Origin of the sequence: Bradyrhizobium sp. 613_E4_N2_2 (assembly GCF_052075995.1) — a bacterium.
Lineage (GTDB): Bacteria > Pseudomonadota > Alphaproteobacteria > Rhizobiales > Xanthobacteraceae > Bradyrhizobium > Bradyrhizobium barranii.
Genome location: NZ_CP197234.1, coordinates 5,148,143 through 5,169,909, shown reverse-complemented (window position 1 = coordinate 5,169,909; position 21,767 = coordinate 5,148,143). Strand labels below are relative to the sequence as shown.

The 21,767-nt window shown below is 63.4% G+C and carries 22 protein-coding genes and 1 pseudogene; 13 read left to right on the top strand and 10 right to left on the bottom strand.

The features are described from left to right. Nucleotides 1–96: 96 nt before the first annotated feature. The gene (locus AB7290_RS25085) at nt 97–696 is read right to left on the bottom strand and encodes an NADPH-dependent F420 reductase (RefSeq protein WP_085402309.1); all 600 of its coding nucleotides are present in this window, start codon (nt 694–696) and stop codon (nt 97–99) included. Between the two features lie 16 nt (nt 697–712). Then, entirely contained in the window at nt 713–1,447 is a 735-nt protein-coding gene (locus AB7290_RS25080; RefSeq protein ID WP_085402278.1) for an SDR family NAD(P)-dependent oxidoreductase, read from the bottom strand. Between the two features lie 290 nt (nt 1,448–1,737). On the opposite strand from AB7290_RS25080, the gene AB7290_RS25075 reads away from it, so the two are divergent. Continuing rightward, nucleotides 1,738–2,634 carry a LysR family transcriptional regulator gene (locus tag AB7290_RS25075; RefSeq protein WP_085402279.1) on the top strand — a complete coding sequence of 299 codons (897 nt, stop codon included), beginning with the start codon at nt 1,738–1,740 and terminating at the stop codon, nt 2,632–2,634. Nucleotides 2,635–2,887: 253 nt separating this feature from the next. On the opposite strand, the gene AB7290_RS25070 is transcribed toward AB7290_RS25075, so the two are convergent. Further along, nucleotides 2,888–3,958, bottom strand: coding sequence for a phosphatase PAP2 family protein (locus AB7290_RS25070; protein ID WP_441254062.1), 1,071 nt, complete (start codon nt 3,956–3,958; stop codon nt 2,888–2,890). A 372-nt stretch (nt 3,959–4,330) separates the two neighbouring features. Here AB7290_RS25070 and AB7290_RS25065 point away from each other — a divergent pair. Further along, nucleotides 4,331–4,603, top strand: a pseudogene (locus tag AB7290_RS25065) (MFS transporter); the annotation flags it as partial. Nucleotides 4,604–4,652: 49 nt separating this feature from the next. On the opposite strand, the gene AB7290_RS25060 reads toward AB7290_RS25065, so the two are convergent. From AB7290_RS25060 to AB7290_RS25045, 4 genes are all read right to left on the bottom strand, one after another. After that, nucleotides 4,653–5,147 carry a DUF302 domain-containing protein gene (locus AB7290_RS25060; RefSeq protein WP_085402281.1) on the bottom strand — a complete coding sequence of 165 codons (495 nt, stop codon included), beginning with the start codon at nt 5,145–5,147 and terminating at the stop codon, nt 4,653–4,655. A 63-nt stretch (nt 5,148–5,210) separates the two neighbouring features. Further along, nucleotides 5,211–6,086, bottom strand: coding sequence for an alpha/beta fold hydrolase (locus AB7290_RS25055; protein WP_085402282.1), 876 nt, complete (start codon nt 6,084–6,086; stop codon nt 5,211–5,213). A 175-nt stretch (nt 6,087–6,261) separates the two neighbouring features. Beyond that, entirely contained in the window at nt 6,262–7,032 is a 771-nt protein-coding gene (locus AB7290_RS25050) for an alpha/beta hydrolase (protein WP_441254060.1), read from the bottom strand. Between the two features lie 166 nt (nt 7,033–7,198). Continuing rightward, entirely contained in the window at nt 7,199–7,324 is a 126-nt protein-coding gene (locus AB7290_RS25045; RefSeq protein ID WP_354080456.1) for a hypothetical protein, read from the bottom strand. On the opposite strand from AB7290_RS25045, the gene AB7290_RS25040 reads away from it, so the two are divergent. The 9 genes from AB7290_RS25040 to AB7290_RS25000 all read left to right on the top strand — a co-directional run bounded on the left by AB7290_RS25040 (nt 7,268) and on the right by AB7290_RS25000 (nt 18,021). Then, nucleotides 7,268–8,212 (top strand): AraC family transcriptional regulator, encoded by a 945-nt coding sequence (locus AB7290_RS25040; RefSeq protein ID WP_354080452.1) that lies wholly within the window; start codon nt 7,268–7,270, stop codon nt 8,210–8,212. The genes AB7290_RS25045 and AB7290_RS25040 overlap by 57 nt on opposite strands. 259 nt (nt 8,213–8,471) lie before the next feature. Continuing rightward, nucleotides 8,472–8,768: a hypothetical protein gene (locus AB7290_RS25035; protein ID WP_085402283.1), complete on the top strand. Its 297-nt coding sequence runs from the start codon at nt 8,472–8,474 to the stop codon at nt 8,766–8,768. 101 nt (nt 8,769–8,869) lie between these two features. Beyond that, nucleotides 8,870–11,155, top strand: coding sequence for a hypothetical protein (locus tag AB7290_RS25030; RefSeq protein ID WP_085402284.1), 2,286 nt, complete (start codon nt 8,870–8,872; stop codon nt 11,153–11,155). Nucleotides 11,156–11,339: 184 nt separating this feature from the next. Then, nucleotides 11,340–12,233, top strand: a complete 894-nt coding sequence (locus tag AB7290_RS25025; protein ID WP_441254057.1) for an APH(6)-I family aminoglycoside O-phosphotransferase — start codon at nt 11,340–11,342, stop codon at nt 12,231–12,233. A gap of 256 nt (nt 12,234–12,489) precedes the next feature. Then, nucleotides 12,490–14,409 (top strand): Vps62-related protein, encoded by a 1,920-nt coding sequence (locus AB7290_RS25020; RefSeq protein WP_085402286.1) that lies wholly within the window; start codon nt 12,490–12,492, stop codon nt 14,407–14,409. Between the two features lie 103 nt (nt 14,410–14,512). Continuing rightward, a complete protein-coding gene (locus AB7290_RS25015) occupies nt 14,513–15,772 on the top strand; it encodes a serine hydrolase domain-containing protein (RefSeq protein WP_085402287.1) in 1,260 nt (419 codons plus the stop codon). Between the two features lie 206 nt (nt 15,773–15,978). Continuing rightward, nucleotides 15,979–16,857: an AraC family transcriptional regulator gene (locus AB7290_RS25010; RefSeq protein WP_085402288.1), complete on the top strand. Its 879-nt coding sequence runs from the start codon at nt 15,979–15,981 to the stop codon at nt 16,855–16,857. A gap of 139 nt (nt 16,858–16,996) precedes the next feature. Beyond that, a complete protein-coding gene (locus AB7290_RS25005) occupies nt 16,997–17,659 on the top strand; it encodes an SRPBCC family protein (protein ID WP_085402289.1) in 663 nt (220 codons plus the stop codon). Then, nucleotides 17,659–18,021 carry an ArsR/SmtB family transcription factor gene (locus AB7290_RS25000; protein ID WP_071914801.1) on the top strand — a complete coding sequence of 121 codons (363 nt, stop codon included), beginning with the start codon at nt 17,659–17,661 and terminating at the stop codon, nt 18,019–18,021. The genes AB7290_RS25005 and AB7290_RS25000 overlap by 1 nt, the downstream gene beginning before the upstream one ends. 95 nt (nt 18,022–18,116) lie before the next feature. On the opposite strand, the gene AB7290_RS24995 is transcribed toward AB7290_RS25000, so the two are convergent. Both AB7290_RS24995 and AB7290_RS24990 read right to left on the bottom strand, forming a co-directional pair. After that, on the bottom strand, nt 18,117–18,626 hold the full coding sequence (locus AB7290_RS24995; protein ID WP_085402290.1) for a GFA family protein: 510 nt from the start codon (nt 18,624–18,626) through the stop codon (nt 18,117–18,119). 195 nt (nt 18,627–18,821) lie between these two features. Then, entirely contained in the window at nt 18,822–19,793 is a 972-nt protein-coding gene (locus tag AB7290_RS24990) for a LysR family transcriptional regulator (RefSeq protein WP_085402291.1), read from the bottom strand. A 150-nt stretch (nt 19,794–19,943) separates the two neighbouring features. Here AB7290_RS24990 and AB7290_RS24985 point away from each other — a divergent pair, with 150 nt between their 5' ends. Then, complete coding sequence (locus tag AB7290_RS24985; protein ID WP_201266202.1) at nt 19,944–20,369, top strand: hypothetical protein; 426 nt, start codon at nt 19,944–19,946, stop codon at nt 20,367–20,369. A gap of 162 nt (nt 20,370–20,531) precedes the next feature. Then, complete coding sequence (locus tag AB7290_RS24980) at nt 20,532–21,050, top strand: hypothetical protein (protein WP_085402292.1); 519 nt, start codon at nt 20,532–20,534, stop codon at nt 21,048–21,050. Between the two features lie 147 nt (nt 21,051–21,197). On the opposite strand, the gene AB7290_RS24975 is transcribed toward AB7290_RS24980, so the two are convergent. After that, on the bottom strand, nt 21,198–21,584 hold the full coding sequence (locus AB7290_RS24975) for a hypothetical protein (protein WP_085402293.1): 387 nt from the start codon (nt 21,582–21,584) through the stop codon (nt 21,198–21,200). Between the last annotated feature and the right edge of the window lie 183 nt (nt 21,585–21,767).

Here is a 21,767-nt window from a genome sequence, read left to right as displayed (position 1 = left end):
CCACCCGAACCTTCGCAACTTTGTGGCCTTCAAATATCCGGCCGCGCGCTGCTCGCGCGGCCAGTTCTCGGCGTCGATCACACGGTCGTAGATCGACTACTGCTCCTTCCTGAACAAATCCTGGAAGATCAGCCGACCCCAGACGCGGCCGCGTGCGTGCACCAGCGCGCCACCCTCGGTGAGCTTTCCCAGCTTGACGGGTGCGAAGCCGAGTTGTTTGGCCAAGGCCGCCACGGGAGCGGTCGCGTCCTCGTCGTCGCTGGACAGAAAGACGACCCGGTGGCCGCCCTCGACGACCGGATCGGCGGCCAGGGTGGCCGCAACCAGGTGATTGAAACCTTTCACGAGCTTGGCGCCGGTGAACGCCTTCGCGACAAAGGCGGAGGACGGGAGACCGTCCAGCTCCTCAGGGGGAACCAACGCGTTCATCGCGTCGATGACCGTCTTGCCTTCCCAGCTCGGCAGGGCCTTCGCAACCTCGCGATGCTCCCCGAACGGGACCGCCAGGATGATCGTGCCGGCCTCGAGTGCTTCCCGCAGCGACTTGGCGACGACCGTGGGGCCAATTGCCCGAGCCTGCGGCGCCAGCGCCTCGGGCGGCCGGCGGCTCGCGACGGTCACGTCGATGTTTTTGCGGGCGAAGGCGTGGGCGAGGGCCTGGCCTATCTTGCCGAACCCTATAATCGCATAGCTCATCATGCGTCTCCGATTTTCAGATGACTGAGAAGCCGCCGTCGACAGACAGCTCGACCCCGTTCACGAAGCTCGAATCGTCTGAAGCAAGAAACAGCGCGACCGCCGCAATTTCCTCCGGACGACCCATCTTTCCCCGCGGGATCAGGGATTCGAACATCCGCTTGGCCTCCTCGGTGAGAACCTGGTCCTGCATCGGTGTGGCGATCGGCCCCGGGCTCAGCACGTTCACCCGGATATTCCTGCCCTTCAGTTCGTTGAGCCATGTGCGTGCGAATGAGCGCAACGCCGCCTTGCTCGCTGCATACACGCCGTAACCGGGAAACCCTTTCACCGAAGCGACTGACCCGGTCATGAAGATCGATCCGCCATCGCTGAACAGCGGCAACGCCTTCTGAACCGTGAACAGCGTGCCGCGCGTATTCAGGTCGAAGGTCGCATCGAAATGCTGCTCGGTAATCTCACCCAGTGGGACGGCTTCGCCCATGCCGGCGCTCGCATACAGGACGTCGATCTTGCCCTTGTCCCGCTTGACCGTATCGAACAGACGGTCGAGGTCGTCGAGATTGGCCGCGTCGCCGCGCACGCCGGTCACGTTCCGGCCGATCAGCCTGACGGCCTCGTCGAGCGCCTCCTGCCTTCGGCCCGTGATGAAGACATAGGCGCCTTCTTCAACGAACCGCCTGGCGCTCGCCAGCGCCATGCCGCTCGATCCACCCGTGACGACTGCAACCTTACCTTCAAGCTTTCCCATGACTTTTCCTTTGAGACTCCGTCTTTGGTCGTTCGGGGAGGCCCCCCGAGGACCTCGACATAGGTCCGCCGGCGTCAGGCGTTGAGTGCGGAAGCGCGCACATCGGTGGTGCGAAATCGATCCGGCTGGACGATTGACGCCAGCCGTGACGATCGCTGTCCGCCGTCCGGAATTGGGCCGCGCTTGGCGGCATAGGCTGCGATGACCGCCCGTGCTACCCACATACGAGATGCTGTTCGATGTGTTTGACGGGCTTTGGAAGGCGCACCCCGGCGGTGCTGGATTGCACCATGATCGACTGGGATGACGTTCGTTACTTTCTTGCCGTCGCACGCGGAGGTTCGGTGCGGGCTGCCGCCGAGCACCTCGGTGTGAACCACTCGACCGTGCTGCGACGCGTCGCCCAGCTGGAGGAACGGCTCGGGGCGCTCATGTTCGAGAAGCTGCCTTCGGGCTACCGCCTGACGGCTGCAGGGGAGGAGGTCCTCGAGCTCGCGGACCAGATGGAAGCGTCGTCGCACCAGCTGGAGACGCGCGTCTTCGGCCGCGACCAGAGCGTACGCGGGCTTCTGCGGGTGACGCTGGCACCGCCCCTTGCGACACACCTGCTTATGCCTGATTTCGCCGAATTCGCGCGTCTGCATCCGGACATCGAGATGGACATCCTGTCGTCCGGCGAGCTGGTAAATCTGACCAACCGCGAGGCCGACGTCGCGATCCGCGTCGTCTACGACCGCAAAACCCTGCCGCTCAATCTTCACGGCCTGAAGGGACCGGAGCTGTTCGGCGGCGTCTACATGTCCAGGGATCGACTAGCCGCGTGGCGTGCGGGCGCGCCTGATCCTATCAGGTGGATCGTCATAAGCATTCATGGAATTCCGGATCGGGCCCACGAGGGTGAGGTTCGCACCGTTGAAGTTCCGTTCAGGGTCACAGATGCCGGAGCGCAGATCGTTGCCGCACGGCAAGGGCTCGGGATGACGACACTGCCGTGCTTCGTCGGCGATGCCGACCCCCTGCTGGTGAGGGTGCCGGGCACCGCCCTGCACATGTACGGAACGCTCTGGCTTCTCAAACAGGGGGAGACACGCAAGACGAAGCGCGTGCGGCTCTTTACCGAGTTCGTATCCCGCCGGCTTGCCGCGTACGCTCCGCTTCTCGCGGGGCTGTCCATATCGGGCGACTGATGTGCGTCAGGCCGCCGGCGACGCTTGCCGCAATCCGGTCGGAAGCCGGGCCGCGATCGCTTGAATCGGCGTCGTTCAATCCGCGAATGGTGCGCCGTATCGCAACCGGATGCGAATGTCGCAGAACGGTCAGAAGCGGTCCTTGCAGAGACCGTCGACAGGTCAGCTGCATTTCGATGCTTCTGTGATGAAGCCATCGCTGCCGACATGTTGGCAAGCCAGGCCTTGAAGAAACACACCACCAACTTCCAACTTAAGGCAAGAGTGTCTGGCTGCCGTTCGCACAATTGACGAGCTTTTGCGGCCAGTCGGGTGCTGACGCGGCGGATGTCCTCTGGGTCCGCTTGAGCCATTTGAGATAACTCGTCGCCGCCAGGATTGATGCTACGGCGAGCAGAATGCCGCCAACAAGATCGATCAAATAATGTGCGCCGATCACGGGGGTCGCCGCCATCATCAGGATATTGATAGTTGCCGCGATGCCTCCCACGGCGCGTACCGGCCACAACGCCCACATGTAGAGCACGGCTGACGCGGCATGGAAGCTCGGGAATGAAACGATACCGGCCAGCTTGAAAAGTCCGAGTTCGCGCAGGCTGCCGTCACGCAAGGCCAGGATGTCCCGCAATTGTCCGGCATAGACCGATGTGTCGATGTTCGGGTACCGAGCCGGTGGCAGCTGCAATCCGTAGTAGGTGCCGATGGCAGGTACGAAAACAGAGATGGCAATTGCGACCGCGAGCGCAACACTCATTGCGAGCATGAACAATTGCAACCGTGCGTACCGCGCCGTGAGGACGAGTACAATGGGAATGCCAAGCAGTGGCCATTTGATCAGCCCATATGCGCGCGACAAGATGATCGCAAGCCATGGGTGGTCGTTGACGTACCGAACGATAGGCTCGGGATCCAAACCAAGTGCGCGATCCACAGAGAGCAGCGCCTGATCCTGGAGAGGATACCCTATTGCTCCCGCGACATAACTAAGCGGTCCTACGATGGCGCAGGTGAGAATGACCTGTCCAATCGTTCCGAGCGAGAAAAAGAGCTTCGGATCGGTGCGATCACCCCTGGTCAGCCGATGATGATAAGAGACAGCGAGCAGTGCCGCCGCGATCGCCAGCGTTGTGCCAAACGCGATCGGTTCGAGACGAAGATTGGTGGACGTCAGCCCTAACGCGAGCAGACTCCCCATAACGGCAATGATCAACCAGTTTGCGTTGAACAGCTGCCAGGCGGCTTGAGGATCCTCGTCGATTTTATGTGAGTTTCTCGGCGGCTCGGCGCTCCCCTTGACCGCCGTCATTCTTGCGTCGGATTTCATTCCCAGCGAACCTTGCAATCAAAACGAACCGATGGGTTCGCATGAGCGTCATGATCAACCTAAAGTCGATCATAATCAGGGGTTGCGCAAGACGTGTCGCACAATCGAAAGAAGTTCCAGGTTAACGGCGGGTGAACGAGAGCCATTATCCTCGTTTGTCGAGCGCCCATCAGGACCATTCACAAAGCGAACCGACGAGGAGGGCGGATTCTGGGCGCAAAGCGAACCGGCATTGCTGGTGCGCCGCGCTGGGATTTGCCTTCGCGCGTGCTGTGCGGGCCATCATGACGGGCGACGCCGCCGGCCTCTCGACCGAACTCGCGATTACGGTGACGGTGCACTCAATGTGCGAGGCTATCCGCTCCTTGCGCGTGGACGGGCGTCGGCCCGCTGGTCGCGGGCGCGGTCGCCGAGATGTTCGGCCTGCGCTGGCAGGCGATGATCCAGGGCCTCGCCTTCATGAGCCACCAGATCGGCAGCTTCCTCGGCGCCTACGGAGGAGGGGTTCTCTACGACGTGCTCGGCTCCTACACCATGGCCTGGCGCACCGGCGTGGCGCTGGGCTTGGCCGGTGGCATCATCCAGGTCGCGTTCGCGCTGATCCGGCCGTCGCAGCCGCCCGCGCCGGTGCTGCGGACGGCGTAGCTGGCGAGCCGGTCATCGCACTTCCATCGGCCGAAGACGTCGAGGGCGTTCAGCTTGCACATTCGCGTAGCAAGGTTGTGATTTTCGCATCGAGATTTCGGGCAACGGTGAGGGCTTCTGAGCTGCCATAATGCAGCAAATAACTCTCCATTTTGTCATAAGAGACGTGCACACCATCGGAACGCTCATCAATGAGCACTGTGACCGGAGCGTAAGATCCAGCATCGGGCACGTGCTTGACCATTTCTTTCATGATGAGTGGATTGCCGATCACAAGCCGGATGATTTTAGGCGTCTTGGATCCGGCCTCGCGACGCAGAATGTCGCCCAGGTCAAATTCCGCGAAGAGCATTAGGTCCGTTCGGCCGAGGCCGCTTCGTACAACGCGCTCCAAATCCGGGAAGGAATTTGTCGCCCTCGTTTCCTTGAAAAATTCGACCATGTTGGGCTGCCCGACCGCCGACTTGAGCGCCGCCACAATAGTGTCGAATGATTTTAAGCTCGTGAGGCTGAAGCGCTCCACTTCGATTTTAGCGATTGTCATTTTGTCCTCTGTAACAATTCTCATGGATAAAGTGCGCCTGATCCCGTCAGAACGCGCCTTGTGTCATGCGGCCGCGGGTTGGGCATCCAGGAAGGTCCGGACGTGGCTGACGAACGTTTCGTGGTGCTGAAACAGCGCGCCGTGCCCTGAATCGGGATAGAGGACCAACTGAGCGTCACTCAGTTCCCTAGACATTGCGTAGGCGTTGTTCGCAGGCAGCATGGTGTCGTGGCTGCCGCTGACCACAAGAGCGGGCTGGCGGATAGCGCGCAGAATGGCGTGCCCGGGATCAGGTGTGGCGCACCAGGTGATCAGCGCCTTGGCCTGTGGATCGGTTACCGCGTTGCCGTTATCGGTGTCCCGATCATCCTTGCGCACCTTGGTCCTCTTCAGGAAGGCCAAGCCGGACGACCGACTGGCGGATGAATTCGTGAAGAACAGCGGCAGGCGGGGGTCCGGCGCATCGGTTTGGGAAAACGCTTCCTGCAGAACCGCTAACAGGTGTTCCTCTCCGCCTTTCGGCGCGGTACCGACGAGTATGAGCTTGCGGACCAGCTGTCCATGCTCGGCGGCGATCTGCTGAGCGACGCAGCCGCCGAGGGAAAAGCCAAGCAGGTCCACTTCGAGGAGGCCGAGCAAGTCGATGAAATCCACGGCGTCTCGTGCCATCGCCGCGACGTTGTCGGGCGTTTGACCGGTCGACCGGCCGACCCCTGCGTTGTCAAAGGCGATCACGGGGCGATCAGCGGCCAGAGCGTTGACGACGGCGGGATCCCATCCGTCGATGTTTCCCGAGAAGTGCTGCAGAAGAACCAGCGGTGTTCCAGTCGCGGGGCCGAGACGGCGATAGGCGAAGCGGATTCCCTGGCCTTCGATGTAACGGGTTGGCGCCGTTTCGAGTGTGAGGGCGTCCTGGTTCGCGATGTCGAGTTGAGTCATATCGTACTCCGGATGCTTGGCATGAAATGATCGAGCGGGTGAGGCACGTAGCGCGGCGACCGAAACCTTCCTCCAGGATGTCGCTGGCGCTTCGCGCCATCGCGGTCCGAGGCGTTCCGCATTCCTCCGAGCGAGCGTGTGCGCTCCCGACACCGAAGCGCCGGGAGCAGGTTCGTCACTTCGCGAGCGCGGCCTTTTCGATGACCTCAGCGACTTCCTTCGCATGGACCACGAGCGAGGCATGGCTGCCAGCGACTTCCGTCGTCTGAGCCTTCATCCTGGCTGCGAACAACTTCTGGACCTCGGGCGCGATGACCTTGTCCTTCGTGGTGATGACGTAGAACGTCGGCGTGTCGCGCCAGGCCGCAATGCTGACAGGCGCCTCGAACGCAGCGAGGCTCAGCGGAAGCTGCGAGTTGGCCAGGTGCTCGGCGATCTCAGGAGGAAGGTCAGCCGCGACGGCTGACGGAAACAGCTTGGGATCGATATACAGATTGCCCTTCGCGTCGGGATGGATCGCCTTGACGCCTTCGGTCTGCGGGCCGTCTTTGGCCAGCAACGCCAGGGATTGACCGACCTCGGGCGCGAACGCGGAGACATAGACCAGCGCCGAGACCTTGGGATCGTTGCCGGCTTGCGTGATCACCACGCCGCCCCATGAATGGCCGACCAGAACGGTCTTGCCGTCCTGTTTCGCGAGCGCCTGCTTGGTGGCATCGACGTCAGCGGCGAGCGAAGTGAGCGGATTTTCCACGAGCGTGACGTTGTAGCCCTTCTTCGAGAGAATATCGGCAACGGGCTGCCAGCTCGTCTGGTCCACGAAAGCGCCGTGCACGAGCACGATGTTGTGGGCTGCTCCCTTGGGCAGCTCAGCGGAATGGGCGGGGCCGACCCATGCCGTTCCGGCCAGGAGTACGGTGGCGGCTGAGAGAAGGATATTTAGCATTGATTGTTCCTGTTGATATGTCGGACGGAATAGGGTCCGGGGGAATGGACAGGCGTTTCCTGCCTGGTCGCGGTTTCTTCCATCCGCCGTTGGCGAAATGGTTGCCGCACATGACGTCGGCCCGCCGCGACATGACCTAGTTCGCAGGCTTTTCGGACGGTAGGGATCAATCGTCCGGATGTTGTGTCCGACCGTCCACCGGACTAACTTCGGCGGCATGGACATCCTTGCCCAAGTGCTCGATCGCGTTCGTCTCGGTGGGACGCTGCTGTTCCACTTCGAGCTCGGTCATCCCTGGAATCTGGCGCTGCCGGCGCGTCCCTACGCGCTGTTTCACTATCTCAGTCGGGGCTCCGCTACCCTCGCGCTCGAACTCGGACAGGAAATCCAGATGACCGAGGGCGATTTTGTCGTCATCACACGCGGCGAGCCCCATGTGTTTTATTCGGACCGCCGGGCCAAGCCTTTGCAGATTGTGGACCTCGATCGATCGTCGGCACGTCTGGGCGTCGTTCGTCACGGCGGCCGTGCAAAGCCGCTCTCGACCATGATCTGCGGCAATTTCACCGTGTCGCGGCCCTCGTTCAGCAGCGTGCTGGAGATGCTTCCGCCCGTGCTTCTGCTGAAGCCGACGGCGGACGGTGGCTGGCTCGAAGCCATCCTGCGGCGCATGGTCAGCGAGTCTGCGCTCGAGCGTCCCGGCCAGCGCGTCGCGCTCTCACGACTGACGGAAGTGCTGTTTGTCGAGGTGCTCCGAAGCTGGATCGCGTCTCTCAGTCCCGGACAAGGCGGCTGGCTCGGGGCCATATCGGACCCGCATATCGGACCGGCGCTCAAGTTGATCCACGAAAACCCGGAGCGGCCCTGGACCCTGAGCGACCTCGGCCATCGCGTGGGGCTCGGCCGCTCGGTATTTTCGGCCCGCTTCACCAAGCTCGTCGGCCAGTCGATGCATCGTTATGTGATCGAACGCCGGATGGCGGAAGCGGCGTTCCTGCTCGAAACCAGCGATGAGCCCATCGCACGGATCGCGAGCCAGGTCGGGTACGAGACAGCGGCGGCGTTTTCGAAACTCTTTCATCGACATCATGGCATGTCGCCCGGCCGCTACCGGACCTCTCAGCGCCTTGATGGACACCAAGGTCAACCGCACGGTTCGGAAGTGAACGTCTCCGATTGAACGTGCGTCAGTTGCTCCGCCGCGCTTTCATCTCGCTCTCATCGCCGGTGCTCAATTGTCGCACCTTCGGTGTGAAGCATCTCACACGCACGCTTGCGTCAATGCTGCGATAGAGTACCTGTTGTGATTGAACGTGGTGAATTTAGTCGATTTGACACACCCGCCATCACATCAGCCTCAAATGAGCTGCACACGCCAGAACGGCATGTTGAAATAGCCTCCAATCGGCCGCTCGGGCGATGAGAGCTATGGAGACACTATGGCTGACAAACACGAACAGAGCATGGTCGGTACGTGGACCAAATCCACGTCGGCTGCGTGTGCGGACAAATACCCCGCCACTCTCACATTCTCGACCGGCACCTACCGCGGCATGCGCGGACCAGGGCAGGGCATGGTGTGGTGGGACGCGGGAATCTACCGTCTCGAAGATTCCAACACACTCGTCGTCGGGACGGCGACTGATGAACTTGTGACCTATCGCATTTCACTCAAGGCCGACCGATTTGAGTTTACGGATTCAGATGGCTGTGTCGTGACCTATCGGCGCGCGTAGGACTGCGCACGCCACAGCTGACCGAAATAACGCGGCTGTACCCGCGAACGAGCCCGATGCTCACGTCGATCGTCTCACCCTTTCAACGAGGAGAAGACGACATGTGCAATTGCTCAGAGCATGAATCGAGTGGCAGCCTTTCCAAGATGACCGCGGCATCGGTCGAGCCCGCGATGAAGCCGCAAGTCCCGCTGTCGCGCCAGATCAGCTTCAGCGATGAGGAGTCCGGCGATCAGCCGGCCTCAACCGATCTGCAGCCGTTTCCGCCGTTCAGGCTCTGCAGGCTCGACTTCCGCGAAGGCTGCTACCAGATCAACTTCAGGCCGACCGCGGGCTTCGTGACCTTCGAAGGTACGCTGCGCGTCGATCGCTCGGCGCCCGACGGCGGCGCCGACCATTTGATCGTCAGCGGCGATCTCTACTCGCGCCGGCCGGTGATCGGTCCGATCCCGCCGGTGGGGCCCGTGGTGCCGGTGGGCGACGCGGACGAAGATGAAGCGGCGGCGGGCTCGGGATTGACGAGCCTGGCCGGTTCGCTCAGTGCGCTCGATGACCCCCTGATTCCGTTTCCGATCCGCCGGCCGCGGATCCCCATCTTCCCCCGCGCGCGCTATCATTCCTATCTCAGGGTGACCAGCGTGTCCGCGCCTGTCGCGGTCCCGCCGCCGAAGAAGTGCGAGCTGACGATCACAGCCGAGCAGTTCAATTACACGCAGCCGCCGGCCGGCCAGTTCAAAGGCACGTTCCCGGCTTCGCCGTCGCGCACCGTGACGATGAAGCTTTCAAAGGTGCCGGCGCCGTTTCCGTTCTCCCTGACCGGCGGCCCGTTCTACCAGGGCCGGCTGTTCGAGGGCGGCGTGGACAAGGGCAGCATCACGCTCGCCTGGGTGTCGAAGTTCTTCCGCCGCGCCACGCTGGAGATCGACACGCTGGTCGGAGCCGTCCGGCCCGCGCCGGTGCCTGACGGTGCCGGTGGCACCGAGTTCTTCGACACGGTCTTTGCGAAGACCGGCTGGCAGCTGTCGGTGGTGCAGGACCAGCTCAACGTTCCGGTGCCATCAGGCGTGGTGGCGACCAATTGCTGGAGCTCAGCGGATCTGCATGCGCTGATGACGACCGTACGCAATCCCGCGACGAATCTGGACACCGAATGGCGCGTGCACATGATCGTGGTGCCCGCCAAGCTCGGCTGCTCGCGCGGCATCATGTACGACCAGATCGGCGTTCCCCGCGAAGGCTGCGCCAGCTTCTCCGATGACGGCTATCCCGTCTCGGACTCCTCGAACTTCGGTCTCGCAGCGAACAAGAAACAGCGCGACGTGCCGCGCGCGTTCCTGCGCAGCGCGACCCACGAGCTGACGCATACGCTGAACCAGATCCACCAGGAGCAGGAGACGGCGGCCGACAACTCGATCATGACCACGACGCCGAGTGTCGCGGACGTGCTCGGCGGTCCCGCGACCGGCGCACCCGGCGTGTTCCCGGATCAGATCGCGCTCGCGCACAACACCAACGTCCGTCATCACCTCAACCACATGCCCGATCCGGTCATTCGTCCGGGGGGATGGCCGTTCGCAAGCTGGTTCCCGACCGGTGCGCCGCAAGCCGCCGACCGGCACGATTTCGAACCTTCCGAGCTGGCGCTGACGGTGACGGCCACGACCGACCGCGTCGCGCTCGGCCAGCCGCTGGATCTGACCTGGACCATGACGAACACCAGCGGCGTGTCGCTGCGCGCGCCGAACGATGTCAGCACCGAGGCCCTGTTCGCATCGATCACCGTCACCGACGGTGAGGGGCACGAGCGTCCGGTCAGGCCGTTCGTGATCCTGTGCGAGCACGCGAAGCTTGGCGAGCTCGAGCCCGGCAAGAGCGTCACGGCTTCGGCGAAGGTGTTCTGGAGCACGGCGGGCTTCGCCTTCGAGAAGCCGGGCCGCTACCGCATCGACGTCGCGGTGTCATGGTCGGCGCAGGGCGTGATGGTGGGCGTGCAGTCGGGGATCGACGTGTTCGTCGATTATCCGACCAGCGCGAGCGACAACCATTCGGCCAATCTCGTGCTGCATCCCGAGGTCGGCAAATGGGTGGCGCTCGGCGGCGATGCCTATCACCTCGGTGAAGCGTGCCGGCGGTTGCAGGCGCTCAGCCAGACCGCAGCGCCGTCAGGCGCGCGCGCCGCAACGGCTGCGGCCGGCGACGATACGACCGCGCCGCGCGCGATCGACGGTTTTGCCGACATGCTGCCGGACCGCGCCAAGCTCGCCAGGTTGCGTCCCGAACTGTCCACTGAGACCGGCGGCCGTACGCCACGCGGACCCGCGCGAGCGGCCGCGCCAGGGCGCAAACGCGCGGCGAAGGCAAAGGGTCGCGCTGGGCGAAAGCGGTAACGGTTTCGCCAGAGTCCGGTGAAGACCATCGGTGTCATGGGCGAGCGCACCTGCGACCGTGTCGTCGCAGGTGCGCCGTCACCTTCGCCGACCGCGACGCGAAAGCGCGACTCTTTGGCCACGGGAAAGGAAAACGAAAACGTGGAAGGGGTATCGCTGCAACGAAACGGTGGCGGCCGGCCGCATGATTGATCAAGTCCCGGCAGACAGAGCGCCGGACATGATCCCTGGTGATGACCCCATGGACTCGCATCCCCATATTCCAGCGCCAGTCACAACGTGGCTAGAACGATGGCGTCTGGTTCCGGACGGGGCACTGCTGACCACCCATTCCAGCTGGGTCCTGCCGGTCCGACATGAGGGCCGGCCTGCAATGCTCAAGGTTGCCCGTATTCCCGATGAGGGGGCGGGCTATCGCCTTCTGACCTGGTGGGACGGTCAGGGCGCAGCCAGGGTCTTTGCCTCGACTGCGGACGCGCTGCTGATGGAACGGGCCTCGGGAGCCGGTGATCTCGCGCAGATGGCTTGGTCGGGCCGGGACGAGGAGGCATGCCGGATCCTCTGCGACACGGCGGCGCGGCTGCACGCGACGCGGTCTGGCCCGCTTCCCGACCTGCACCCGCTGGAAGACTGGTTTCAGCCGCTCTTCCAGCTCGCCCCGGACCACGCGGCACTCGCGCCCGCCGCCGACATCGCCCGCCAACTCCTGGCCGCGCCACGCGCCATCGGTCCGCTGCACGGCGACCTGCACCACGAGAATGTGCTCGACTTCGGTGAGCGGGGATGGCTGGCGATCGACCCGCATGGGCTCGTCGGCGAACGAACATTCGACTATGCCAACATCTTCACGAACCCCGACCTCAGCGATCCCGGCCGTCCGCTTGCGACCCTGCCGGGTCGACTGGAGGCCCGGCTGGATATCGTGGTCGCCGTGACGGGACTTCAGCCCGAGCGGCTGCTTCGCTGGATCGTTGCGTGGACGGGGTTGTCGGCAGCCTGGTTCATTGGCGACGGCGACGAGCAGGGCGCCGCCATCGACCTGACCATCAATACAATAGCTCGCCGCCTGCTCGACTAGCCTCGGCGCGCGAGTGCTCGCTCATGACGCGCACCCGCGCGAGCGGCCGCGCCAGGACGCAAACTTCACAGACGAATGACAGCAGTGTGAAATTCTCCATCGCTGCCGCGCTGTTTCATCTGCGCTCAGTTTCAGCATGATGTGATCTCGCTTTAAGCGTGTATTGTTGTAGGCTATCGCGCAGGGGCTGGCTCGCGTCCAATATCGGTTGTTCGAAGCTCCCGACCGTCGATCTACGACCAGCAGGGAGCAAATCATGGCCTGGCCTACGCTTGCCGAACTCGTCTCGAACTTCGCGCCGATCCTTCATCTCGACAAGGACGAGGTCAATCTGCCCTCGTCGACCGACTGGTACATCGGCCAGGTCGGCTATCAGGCCGCCGGCGGCATCTATTCCGGTCCCGGTCAGTGGAATTGGGGGACGGCCGAGCAGAGCAGCCCCGACGACTATCTGGTCGCGCCGCAGGCGATATGGGCCTCGCTGATGAAGGGCTATATCCCCACCGCCACCAGCTATGTTCACGTCCTGCCGGTCGACGACCGCACCGACATGGTCGATCTCCAGTACTGGCTGTTCTATCCCTACAACGGGCAGGAGACCTTCGAGGTCACCGGTTGGACCGGCAGTACCGGTCAGGCGCTGATGCCGCTCTCGATCCATTGGGGCGACTGGGAATGCGTCACGGTGCGCGTCAATATCGACCAGCAGGTCGTCGGCGTATTCTTCTCGCAGCATTCGGGCGGACAATGGTGCTCGCCGAACGACGGCTTCCTGTCGCTCAGCGGTACGCACCCGAACGTCTATGTCGCGAGCGGGTCGCATGCCAACTATCCGGCCGCGAGCAACAGCACCTATGAGATCGGCGGCGTCGACGTGTGGGACGTGCGCTTCGCGGTGGCCGACTACGCGCGCGGCGGCGGTCCGACCGTCAATCTGTCCGCGCCCAATCCGCCGGTCGTGATCCAGAACGATGCGCAGGCGATCCTTCCCACGCCCGTCACCTCGCCACCCTGGCTCGCCTTCAGGGGACGCTGGGGACAGCCGATCGAGCCCACGCTGACCGACGCGGAGATAGGCTCATTGGTCGCCGCCGCCGCCAGCGGCATGCAACTGAACGTGCTGGTCGAGGACGCCGTGCAGTACGTGGCAGGCTCGACCACGCTGCAGGCCTGGCTTTCGGAAGTGATCCTGCCGATCGCGAAGGGCGACCTGACCGGCCCAACGGGACCATCGCAGAAGGGCTCCTGGGCCGTCACGCCGACCTTCCTGCCGTTCGGCACCGACGCGCCGATCGCTTCGAGCGTCAGTCTCGTTCCGGTGGCGCTCGCGACGATGCCGGGATCGCAAATCCTCTGCATCGGAATGGGGAGTCCCTTGCCCCCGGCGATGCGTGCGTGGAGCCTCAATCAGGGTAAGTGGTCCAGTGCGAAGTCGCCTACCATGAGCCCGTTCGGCGGACTGGCCGCCTGCGCGACGCCCTCGGGCGGACTGGCGCTGCTCGGTCTGGGCAAGACCAGCCTTCTCGCCTTCATCTCGTCCTCTGGGGCATCCGGAGGGCCGTGGAGCGCAGCGGGGCTCTGGCCCGCACCGCCGGCCACGACCGGGGCCAGCATCGGCCAGCTCAACGGCGTCTGGTATATTGCCTGGGGCGGCGCCGACGGCAGCATCCAGTATCTCAGCACGACCGACTGGGTGCATTTCGGGTCTCCGCAAAGCGTGATGATTCCCAGCGTCGACGGCCCGGTGCCTGCGACGATCGCGGGCGGTGGGCTGGTGGCGCCTGCGGTGGAGAGCTGCGGGGGCGCGCTGGTGATCGTGGCGCCGATCGCCGGTCTCGAAAAGGGGATGCCGACGGTGCTCGGCGCCTATGTGTCGTCCGACGGTTCGAACTGGACCGGCCCCAATCTGCTGCCGAGCATGTCGCTCTGTTCGAACACCAGCGGCGCGCTCGCCGCAGGGCCGAACGGGACGCTCTATTGCTTCTATGCCGACAACAACAAGAAGGTGCGTTACTCGGTCACCAGCGACGGCGCGGACTGGAGCGATTCAGGCACGATCGCTGGCGCGTTCACCCAGCGGACGCCTAGCGTGGTCCCCTGGCAGGGCGGCTTTCTCGTCGTGCATCCCGGCAAGTCGTCACCAACGGTGTACTGGAACAGCGCGACCTTCGAGTAAAGCGCGGCGGGATCACTGCACGGCCCCCCGGCGCAAACGCGGGATGTAGACGGCGCTGTCCCATGATACGCCGACTACATCGTCGCCTCCGGAGCCCGCCTTCATGCCCGCTGCAACCGCCCCCAACCAACAGCCCGCGACCGCAACCGAGACCGACCCCGAAGCGCTCGGCTGGATGCGCGGCTTCCCGCCATCTCCCGACCGCACCATCACCTTCCAGAACGGCTCGTTCCGCAATTTCCCCGAATTGCGCTGGGCCTGGAGCAACGTCCGCCAGCTGGTGCCGACCGTGAATGTCTGGCGCGGAGCAGGGCCTGCGTCGGTGCTGCCGCGTGAGGACCACGACATCGGCGCGGTCGCCTCGACCACCATGGACGGGCGCCCGATGACGTTCGCAAAGATGCTGGAGGAGACCTACACCGACGGCATCGCGGTGCTGCATCGGGGCAGGCTGATCTATGAGCGCTATTTTGGCGTGTTGAAGCCGCACAAGCCGCATATCGCGATGTCGGTGACGAAATCCTTCACGGGCGTGCTCGCCGGCATTCTGGTCACCGAGGGCAAGATCGATCCGCAGGCACAGGTCACGGATTATGTGCCGGAGCTGAAAGCCAGCGCGTTCGGCGATGCGCGCGTGCACGAGGTCATGGATATGACCACGGGGCTCGAATACACCGAAGTCTATACCGACAAGAACTCCCACGTGTGGGGCTTGCGGCGTGCCAACGGCATGGCGCCGATTCCGCCTGACTATGACGGCCCGACCAATATCTTCGATTTCCTCGTCGCGCAGAAGAAGCAGGGCGAGCACGGCAAGGCCTTTGCCTACAAGACCGTCAACACCGATGTGCTCGCCTGGATCTGCCGTCGCGCCAGCGGCCTGACGTTGTCCGAGCTTCTCTCCGAGCGCATCTGGACGCCGATGGGCGCGGAGGAGGACGCGCATTATCACGTCGATCGCATCGGCACCGAGAGCGGCGGTGGCGGCCTCTCGACCACGTTGCGCGATCTCGCCCGCTTCGGCGAGACCATGCGCAATCACGGCCGCTTCAACGGCCGCCAGATCGTCCCGTCACAGGTGGTCGAGGACATCGCGCGCGGCGGCGATCCCGAGAAATTCAAGCCGGCCGGCTACACCACGCTGCCCGGCGCGTCCTATCGCAACCAATGGTGGGTCACGCACAATGCCCACGGCGCCTTTATGGCGCGCGGCGTTCACGGCCAGGGCATCTACGTCGATCCCAAGGCCGAGATGGTGATCGCGCGCTACGCATCGCACCCCGTCGCGGGCAACGCCGCCAACGACCCCGCGACGCTGCCGGCCTATATGGCGCTGGCGAAGGAACTGATGGCCGGCGGGTAGGGCGTGGCGGGGGGCTGATGGCGTAGGGTGGATTAGCCGAAGGCGTAATCCACCACCTTTCATCGAGCCGCGTTGAAGATGGCGGATTACGCTTCGCGAATCCGCCCTACGGGGCCGACGAATTCGCGACAACTTCCAAACCGCAAGATCGGTCGAGCAAATGATCGCCTTCAGCGGCTATCTGGAACCGCCACGGAGGAGGGACGATGAAGGCGGCGCTGCAAAACTATCAGGACCGGATGCGGCGGGTGCTGGACCATATCGACCGGCATCTCGACAGCGATCTGGACCTGGAAACGCTGAGCAGCGTTGCGGCCTTCTCGAAATTTCATTTCCACCGGCAGTTTACGGCGACCTTCGGGTTGTCAGTGCATCGCTATGTCCAGCTGGCCCGTATGAAGCGCGCTTCCTACATGCTGGCCTACAGTGACGCCCTTGGTGTCACTGACATCGCGATGAACGCCGGTTACGATGCACCGGACGCCTTTGCCCGCGCCTTTCGGCAACGGTTCGGGCAATCGCCGTCGTCGTTCCGCAACTCTCCCGATTGGGAGCCGTGGCTTGTGGCCTTCGGGCCTCTCGACAACGCGAGGAGCAAGCTCATGAAGACTTTTACCACTGACGACGTGACGATACGCGATGTGCCCTCCACGAGGGTGGCGATCATAGAGCATCGGGGCGACCCGGCGACGCTCGGCGACACCATCCGGCGGTTCATCGCGTGGCGAAAGAAAGCCGGCCTGCCCCCCAGGACAAGTCCGACCTTCAATGTCTGGCGGTCCGAACGCCGTCCTTCCTCGCCCGCCACTTACAGCACGGACCTCTGTGTCGGGACCGACCAGCCGATCGAGGCGAATGGCGAAGAGATCAAGGCCGGCGAGATCCCCGGCGGACGCTGCGCGGTGCTGCGGGTCGTCGGCTACACCGACAATCTGGAGCCCGCCGCGCTCTACCTTTATCGCGACTGGCTTCCGGCCAGCGGCGAGGAAGCACGCGACTTCCCGATCTACTGCCAGCGGCTGAGTTTCTTCCCGGAGGTGCCGGAGCATGAGACGGTTGCGGACGTGTTTCTGCCGCTGAAATAGCGCCCTCCGACGGCGGACGAACTGGCATCAATCAATATCGCGCGCTCCACACGGCGGCACGGTCTCACTAATATAAGAGTTGACTTATATTAGTGAAGGCCGATACTCGCCATTGCGCGAAACGATACGGAGGGATGCAATGGAAATCGACGTCGCCAGGGTCTTGGGGCTTGTCACGCGTTCGGTGAAGAATTTCGAGAAGGATGGAAAAGCAGCCAGCACGGTGACGCTGACGCGGCTTTATGAGACCAGTGTCGACGATCTCTGGGACGCAGTGACCAGCCGGCAACGCATTCCGCGCTGGTTCCTGCCGGTCGAGGGAGACCTCCAGCTGGGCGGAAGGTACCAGCTGAAGGGGAACGCGGGCGGCACCATCACGGCATGTATGCCGCCGACACATTTTGCCGCGACGTGGGAATTCGGCGGCGGGATGAGCTGGATCGACGTTAAGCTGGCAGCAGAACGAGAGCAGGCGCGTCTGACGCTGGAGCACACCGCAATTATCGAGGACCATTGGAATCAGTTCGGTCCTGGTGCGGTGGGTATCGGTTGGGATCTCGCCATTGCGGGATTGGAGCGATATGTTGCGACCGGCGCATCGGTCGACCACGAGACGGCCGAGGCTTGGATGAGCTCTCCTGCCGGCAAGGAATTCATGACGACAAGCGGTGAATATTGGTGCGCGGCGCATATCGCAAGCGGGGTCGATCCTGACGTGGCGAAGCAACGCTCGGACCGCACCATCGCCTTCTATCGCGGCGAGATGCCGCCTGACGTCGCACATCCGGGCACAGGAAGCTGATGCACGTCTTCGAGGTCCTCGCCGATCCCGTGCGCCGTCGAATCCTCGAGCTGCTCGCCCCGGGGGAGATGGCGTCCGGTGAGGTCGTTGAAGCGATCGGGGCCGAGTTCGGGATCACGCAGGCGGCCGTGTCGCAGCATCTCAAGGTGCTGCGCGAGAGCGGCTTTGCGACGGTTCGGGCGGAGGCGCAAAGACGGCTCTATTCGGTCGACGGTGCGGGGCTTCGGTCGGTGGATGCGTGGATCGGTCAGTTCAGGAATTTCTGGGAGCCGAAGCTGGACGCACTGGCGACGGAGATCGCGCGCGGCAAACGGGAACGTCGCAACGCGCCGATGACCAAGCGCAGCGGGAAGAGGGCCTGAGCTTCATCATGTAGGATGGGTAGAGCGAAGCGAAACCCATCAATGCCGCGCGTTGAACCCGGTGGGTATCGCTGCGCTCTACCCATTCCACGCGCTCATCTTCCCAGCGTCATCGCGATGCGCGAGGCCAGAAGCTTGACCATGAGACCGGGCGGATAGCTTCGATAGCTCGGCACATCGTCCGACAGCACGACGCCTTCCGGTTTGAACTTCGTGCAGATCCGGGCCTGCAGGGGAGGGAGCTCGCCGTGAAATCGCGCCCGGTAGGCCGAGACCCAGTGCGGACCGCGATCGAAACTGACGAACATCGCCGAGTTGCAGCAGGTCGCGACAACCCTGTTGGTCGGCGAAATGTCCTTCAGCTTATGAGACTTCAGGAGCTCGGCTCCCTTGGAGCATTCGAAGCGGTCCTTGCGATAAAGCACATAGGCCGTCCCGCCGCCGGGATCGCGGACGGCAGGCGCATTCGGCAGAGCCTCGAGCTGCGCCGCACCCTTCTGGCAGTCGTCGCAATAGCAGGCGGCGCTGACAATCGGCTTGCCGAGCGCTTTGACTTCGACGCTGCCGCAGGCGCACGACGCGATCATGACGGGAGAGTGGGTCATCTGCCTGCAATCACCATGGGGTTGTTCTCGCCGTTGCGGAACTCTGGCGTTACGCGGAAGCCGGTACGCGCAGGTTCCTCGCATCATACGGCAAAGCACGCAAGCGAAAGCGGTGACACCGCTTTGCTGCGGTGTCTCCCTCACCCCCGCGACATCTTCTCGAACTGCTTGATCAACCGTTCCGCGCTTTCGATATCAGCGCGTTTTCGTCCCGCGCGTTCGCTTGTCATCAACGTGAACGCGCGTTTTGCCGGCAGCAACCTGACGGCCCTTCACGTGGTCGATGAAGGCTCTCAGTTTCGGCATCGTTTGATGACGGCTCGGATAGTAGAGAAACACGCCCGGCGCCATTGGCGCGAAAGACTTCAGGACCTGTACGAGCTTTCCCGTCTTCACCAGGCTGGTGGCGATCGGCGCGGGCACTTGCGCAAGTCCCATGCCTTCCACGGCGGCGCCGAGCATGGTGGGAAAGTCGTGGGCAATCAGCGGCCCCGAGACGATCGCTTCGACTGTCTTGTTGCCATCGACAAGAGACCAGGGCGCGATCGATCCGTTGCTGCGGCGAATGCGCAGGCATGCGTGCCGACGCAGGTCGTCAATACGCTCGGGGCGCCCGTGCCGGCTTAGATAGTCGGGGCTGCCGACCACCACGAACGGGAAAGGGGGCGTCAGCCGGACCGCGACCATGTCGGTGGCGATGAACTGGCCCATCCGGACGCCGGCATCAAACCCCTTGGCCGCGAGGTCGACCAATTCCTCGCCAGCGGCGATCTCCACTTCGACCTCGGGATAGGCCTGGCAGAAGGATGCGATCAGCGGCTCCAGCAGGATCGGTACCACCGCGCGCGGCACGGTGAGGCGCAAAAGTCCAGTCGGCCGCTGCCCAAGATCGCGCGCAACCTCGCTTGCGGCGACGAGTTCCTCGAAAGCGGGCTTTGCGCGCGAGAGGAACCGCGCGCCGGCCTCGGTCAGGCCGACACTGCGTGTTGTGCGTATGAACAGAGCTGCGCCGACACGTGCCTCGAGCGCACGGACCGCCTGACTGATGGCCGATGGCGTGACCCCGAGCTCCGCGGCTGCCCGGCGGAAACTGCGGTACTGGGCGACGCGCAGGAACGCTTCCACGCCATCGAGCGCGCCTTGTCTGACTGTGAAGTTCTGCTTCATAGCCCATCAACATTATCCCGAATAGTCGCTCGCGCCAATCGATCGTATGTCTCGCTCGCAGATCGGAAGCATCGCTGATGGCGGACATCTGCGACGTCAGCGCGATCTCAGAGAACCAAGGAGACCGCCGTGCTCCGGGAAACGAAACCGATGAAAGTCATCCGTAAATTTGTCGTCATGCTCACCCTAACCCTGATGGGAGCGACTTCCATGACCGATCCATCCGTTGCCCAGGCACAAGCCATCTCGCAGGCCATTTCGCCCGCGACCACCGGGGTGATGGTCATCCTGACCGTGAAGGCGGGCGTCACGCGCGAGCAGGTCATGGCCGTCATGCCCGCTGAAATCCAGCAGACGGTGCAGCTCTATCTCAATGGGAAAATTCGCGAGTGGTATTCGCGTGGCGATGGGCGCGGAGCGATCTTCCTCGTCGATGCCGGGGATGTCGCCGGGGCGCAGGCGATCATGGGGGATCTCCCATTGGCCAGGCAAGATCTGATGGACCACGAGTATATCGCAATCGGTCCGCTTTTGCCGCTCCGCTTGCTCATGGCCAATCCCGAGCGTCGGCAATAAGGGCGAGACTCGGATGGAGGACGGCCGATGACCGCCGATGCTGCTCCCGCTGCGATCGTCCCGCCGCTTCGGGCCTGGCATGGCCTGCTTTGGACCGTCCCATTCACGGCAGTATGGACCTGGTTGCTCTACGCGCTAGTCGCGATCTGATTGGAGGCCAAAATGACGACAGAAACGCTGTTCCAGATACATCTTGTCCTCGGTTATGTCGCGTGGCTGCTCTGCTTCGGCACGTATGTCTGGCCCCGGCTCAGGTCGATGGACGGGCGCGACGCGCACCGTGCCATCGCCACTCTGCACAGCTTCCGCTTCTTCGGGCTCGTCTTCATCCTTCCCGGCATCGTGAGCCCGGACCTGCCGGCTGGCTTCGCGGTGTTCGCCGCTTGGGGCGACTTCGCGACCGGGGTGCTGGCCATGCTGGCGCTTCTCACGGTGAGGATACGCACGCTCTTCTGGCTGTTCGTCGTCGCCTTCAATCTCGCGGGCACGGTCGATCTCGTCGTCGACTACTATGACGCCATCCAGGTCGGCCTTCCCGCGCATGCGGAGTGGCTTGGCTCAACCTACGCGATCCCGATCATCTACGTGCCGCTGCTGATGATCACGCACGTCTCCGCATTCTATTTTCTGACACGCCCTCGGCTCGGCGCCGATGCGGTGGCACTGGCCGGCGCGGGCTGAGACGAACCGCTAAAGTAGTAGTACCCTCCGACAGAGGCCTCGCCCTCCGTACCAATCGGCGGCTGCCTCGAGCAGCCGTTGGCGCATGAAGGCAACGCGCGGCCGTTTGCGTTCCGGTCTGCGTATGAACGGTGAGGATTGAGCCGATCAGGTCACGCAACGGCCGGGCTGCAGAAGCCTTGCGACTTCCGTGAGCGCGCTGACCACGGGCTCGCAGGCAAGTGTCGGCTTACGGCTCTGATTTCGCAGCAGCGTCGGCGGCTTGGTGGTGCGGGCCTGTGCAGCCGGAATACGCAGCAAGACCGAGGTATCGGCGAGATCGTTCAAGCGCAGCGAAACCGTTTTCGTCGGAACTGCGAAAGGCTTGCGGTCGGCAAGATGATCTGCCTTACCGGCGCGATTGACGATGTGGCTTGGCTGTTCGGAGACCGCCTGCCAGCGGTTTACGAGGTCGTGACCTGAAGCGTACTGCACTGCACCGAGCGTCAACGCGGTCGCGACAGCGCCTAGAAGAGCTTTGCGAATCTGTGACATGGCTTCGCTCCTCGCCCCACGGCGATTGTCGTTCCCTACGCAGCGCCCCCTCGGCCCATCGCTTCCTGTGGTCGCTTTCTAATGGCCGGCGGTTTCACCATTCCTTCGTGAACGTCGGAAAATGGTTTCATCCCGGCAGGTTTTGTTTCGTCGCATTGAAGGAGGTCTTGGTTCCCGCCTGCG

Coding starts and splice junctions, on each gene's coding strand:
- AB7290_RS25085 (WP_085402309.1), bottom strand. CDS start 696: ATGAGCTATGCGATTATAGGGTTCGGCAAGATAGGCCAGGCCCTCGCC.
- AB7290_RS25080 (WP_085402278.1), bottom strand. CDS start 1,447: ATGGGAAAGCTTGAAGGTAAGGTTGCAGTCGTCACGGGTGGATCGAGC.
- AB7290_RS25075 (WP_085402279.1), top strand. CDS start 1,738: ATGATCGACTGGGATGACGTTCGTTACTTTCTTGCCGTCGCACGCGGA.
- AB7290_RS25070 (WP_441254062.1), bottom strand. CDS start 3,958: ATGAAATCCGACGCAAGAATGACGGCGGTCAAGGGGAGCGCCGAGCCG.
- AB7290_RS25060 (WP_085402281.1), bottom strand. CDS start 5,147: ATGACAATCGCTAAAATCGAAGTGGAGCGCTTCAGCCTCACGAGCTTA.
- AB7290_RS25055 (WP_085402282.1), bottom strand. CDS start 6,086: ATGACTCAACTCGACATCGCGAACCAGGACGCCCTCACACTCGAAACG.
- AB7290_RS25050 (WP_441254060.1), bottom strand. CDS start 7,032: ATGCTAAATATCCTTCTCTCAGCCGCCACCGTACTCCTGGCCGGAACG.
- AB7290_RS25045 (WP_354080456.1), bottom strand. CDS start 7,324: ATGACCGAGCTCGAAGTGGAACAGCAGCGTCCCACCGAGACGAACGCG.
- AB7290_RS25035 (WP_085402283.1), top strand. CDS start 8,472: ATGGCTGACAAACACGAACAGAGCATGGTCGGTACGTGGACCAAATCC.
- AB7290_RS25030 (WP_085402284.1), top strand. CDS start 8,870: ATGTGCAATTGCTCAGAGCATGAATCGAGTGGCAGCCTTTCCAAGATG.
- AB7290_RS25025 (WP_441254057.1), top strand. CDS start 11,340: ATGATTGATCAAGTCCCGGCAGACAGAGCGCCGGACATGATCCCTGGT.
- AB7290_RS25020 (WP_085402286.1), top strand. CDS start 12,490: ATGGCCTGGCCTACGCTTGCCGAACTCGTCTCGAACTTCGCGCCGATC.
- AB7290_RS25015 (WP_085402287.1), top strand. CDS start 14,513: ATGCCCGCTGCAACCGCCCCCAACCAACAGCCCGCGACCGCAACCGAG.
- AB7290_RS25010 (WP_085402288.1), top strand. CDS start 15,979: ATGAAGGCGGCGCTGCAAAACTATCAGGACCGGATGCGGCGGGTGCTG.
- AB7290_RS25005 (WP_085402289.1), top strand. CDS start 16,997: ATGGAAATCGACGTCGCCAGGGTCTTGGGGCTTGTCACGCGTTCGGTG.
- AB7290_RS25000 (WP_071914801.1), top strand. CDS start 17,659: ATGCACGTCTTCGAGGTCCTCGCCGATCCCGTGCGCCGTCGAATCCTC.
- AB7290_RS24995 (WP_085402290.1), bottom strand. CDS start 18,626: ATGACCCACTCTCCCGTCATGATCGCGTCGTGCGCCTGCGGCAGCGTC.
- AB7290_RS24990 (WP_085402291.1), bottom strand. CDS start 19,793: ATGAAGCAGAACTTCACAGTCAGACAAGGCGCGCTCGATGGCGTGGAA.
- AB7290_RS24985 (WP_201266202.1), top strand. CDS start 19,944: ATGAAAGTCATCCGTAAATTTGTCGTCATGCTCACCCTAACCCTGATG.
- AB7290_RS24980 (WP_085402292.1), top strand. CDS start 20,532: ATGACGACAGAAACGCTGTTCCAGATACATCTTGTCCTCGGTTATGTC.
- AB7290_RS24975 (WP_085402293.1), bottom strand. CDS start 21,584: ATGTCACAGATTCGCAAAGCTCTTCTAGGCGCTGTCGCGACCGCGTTG.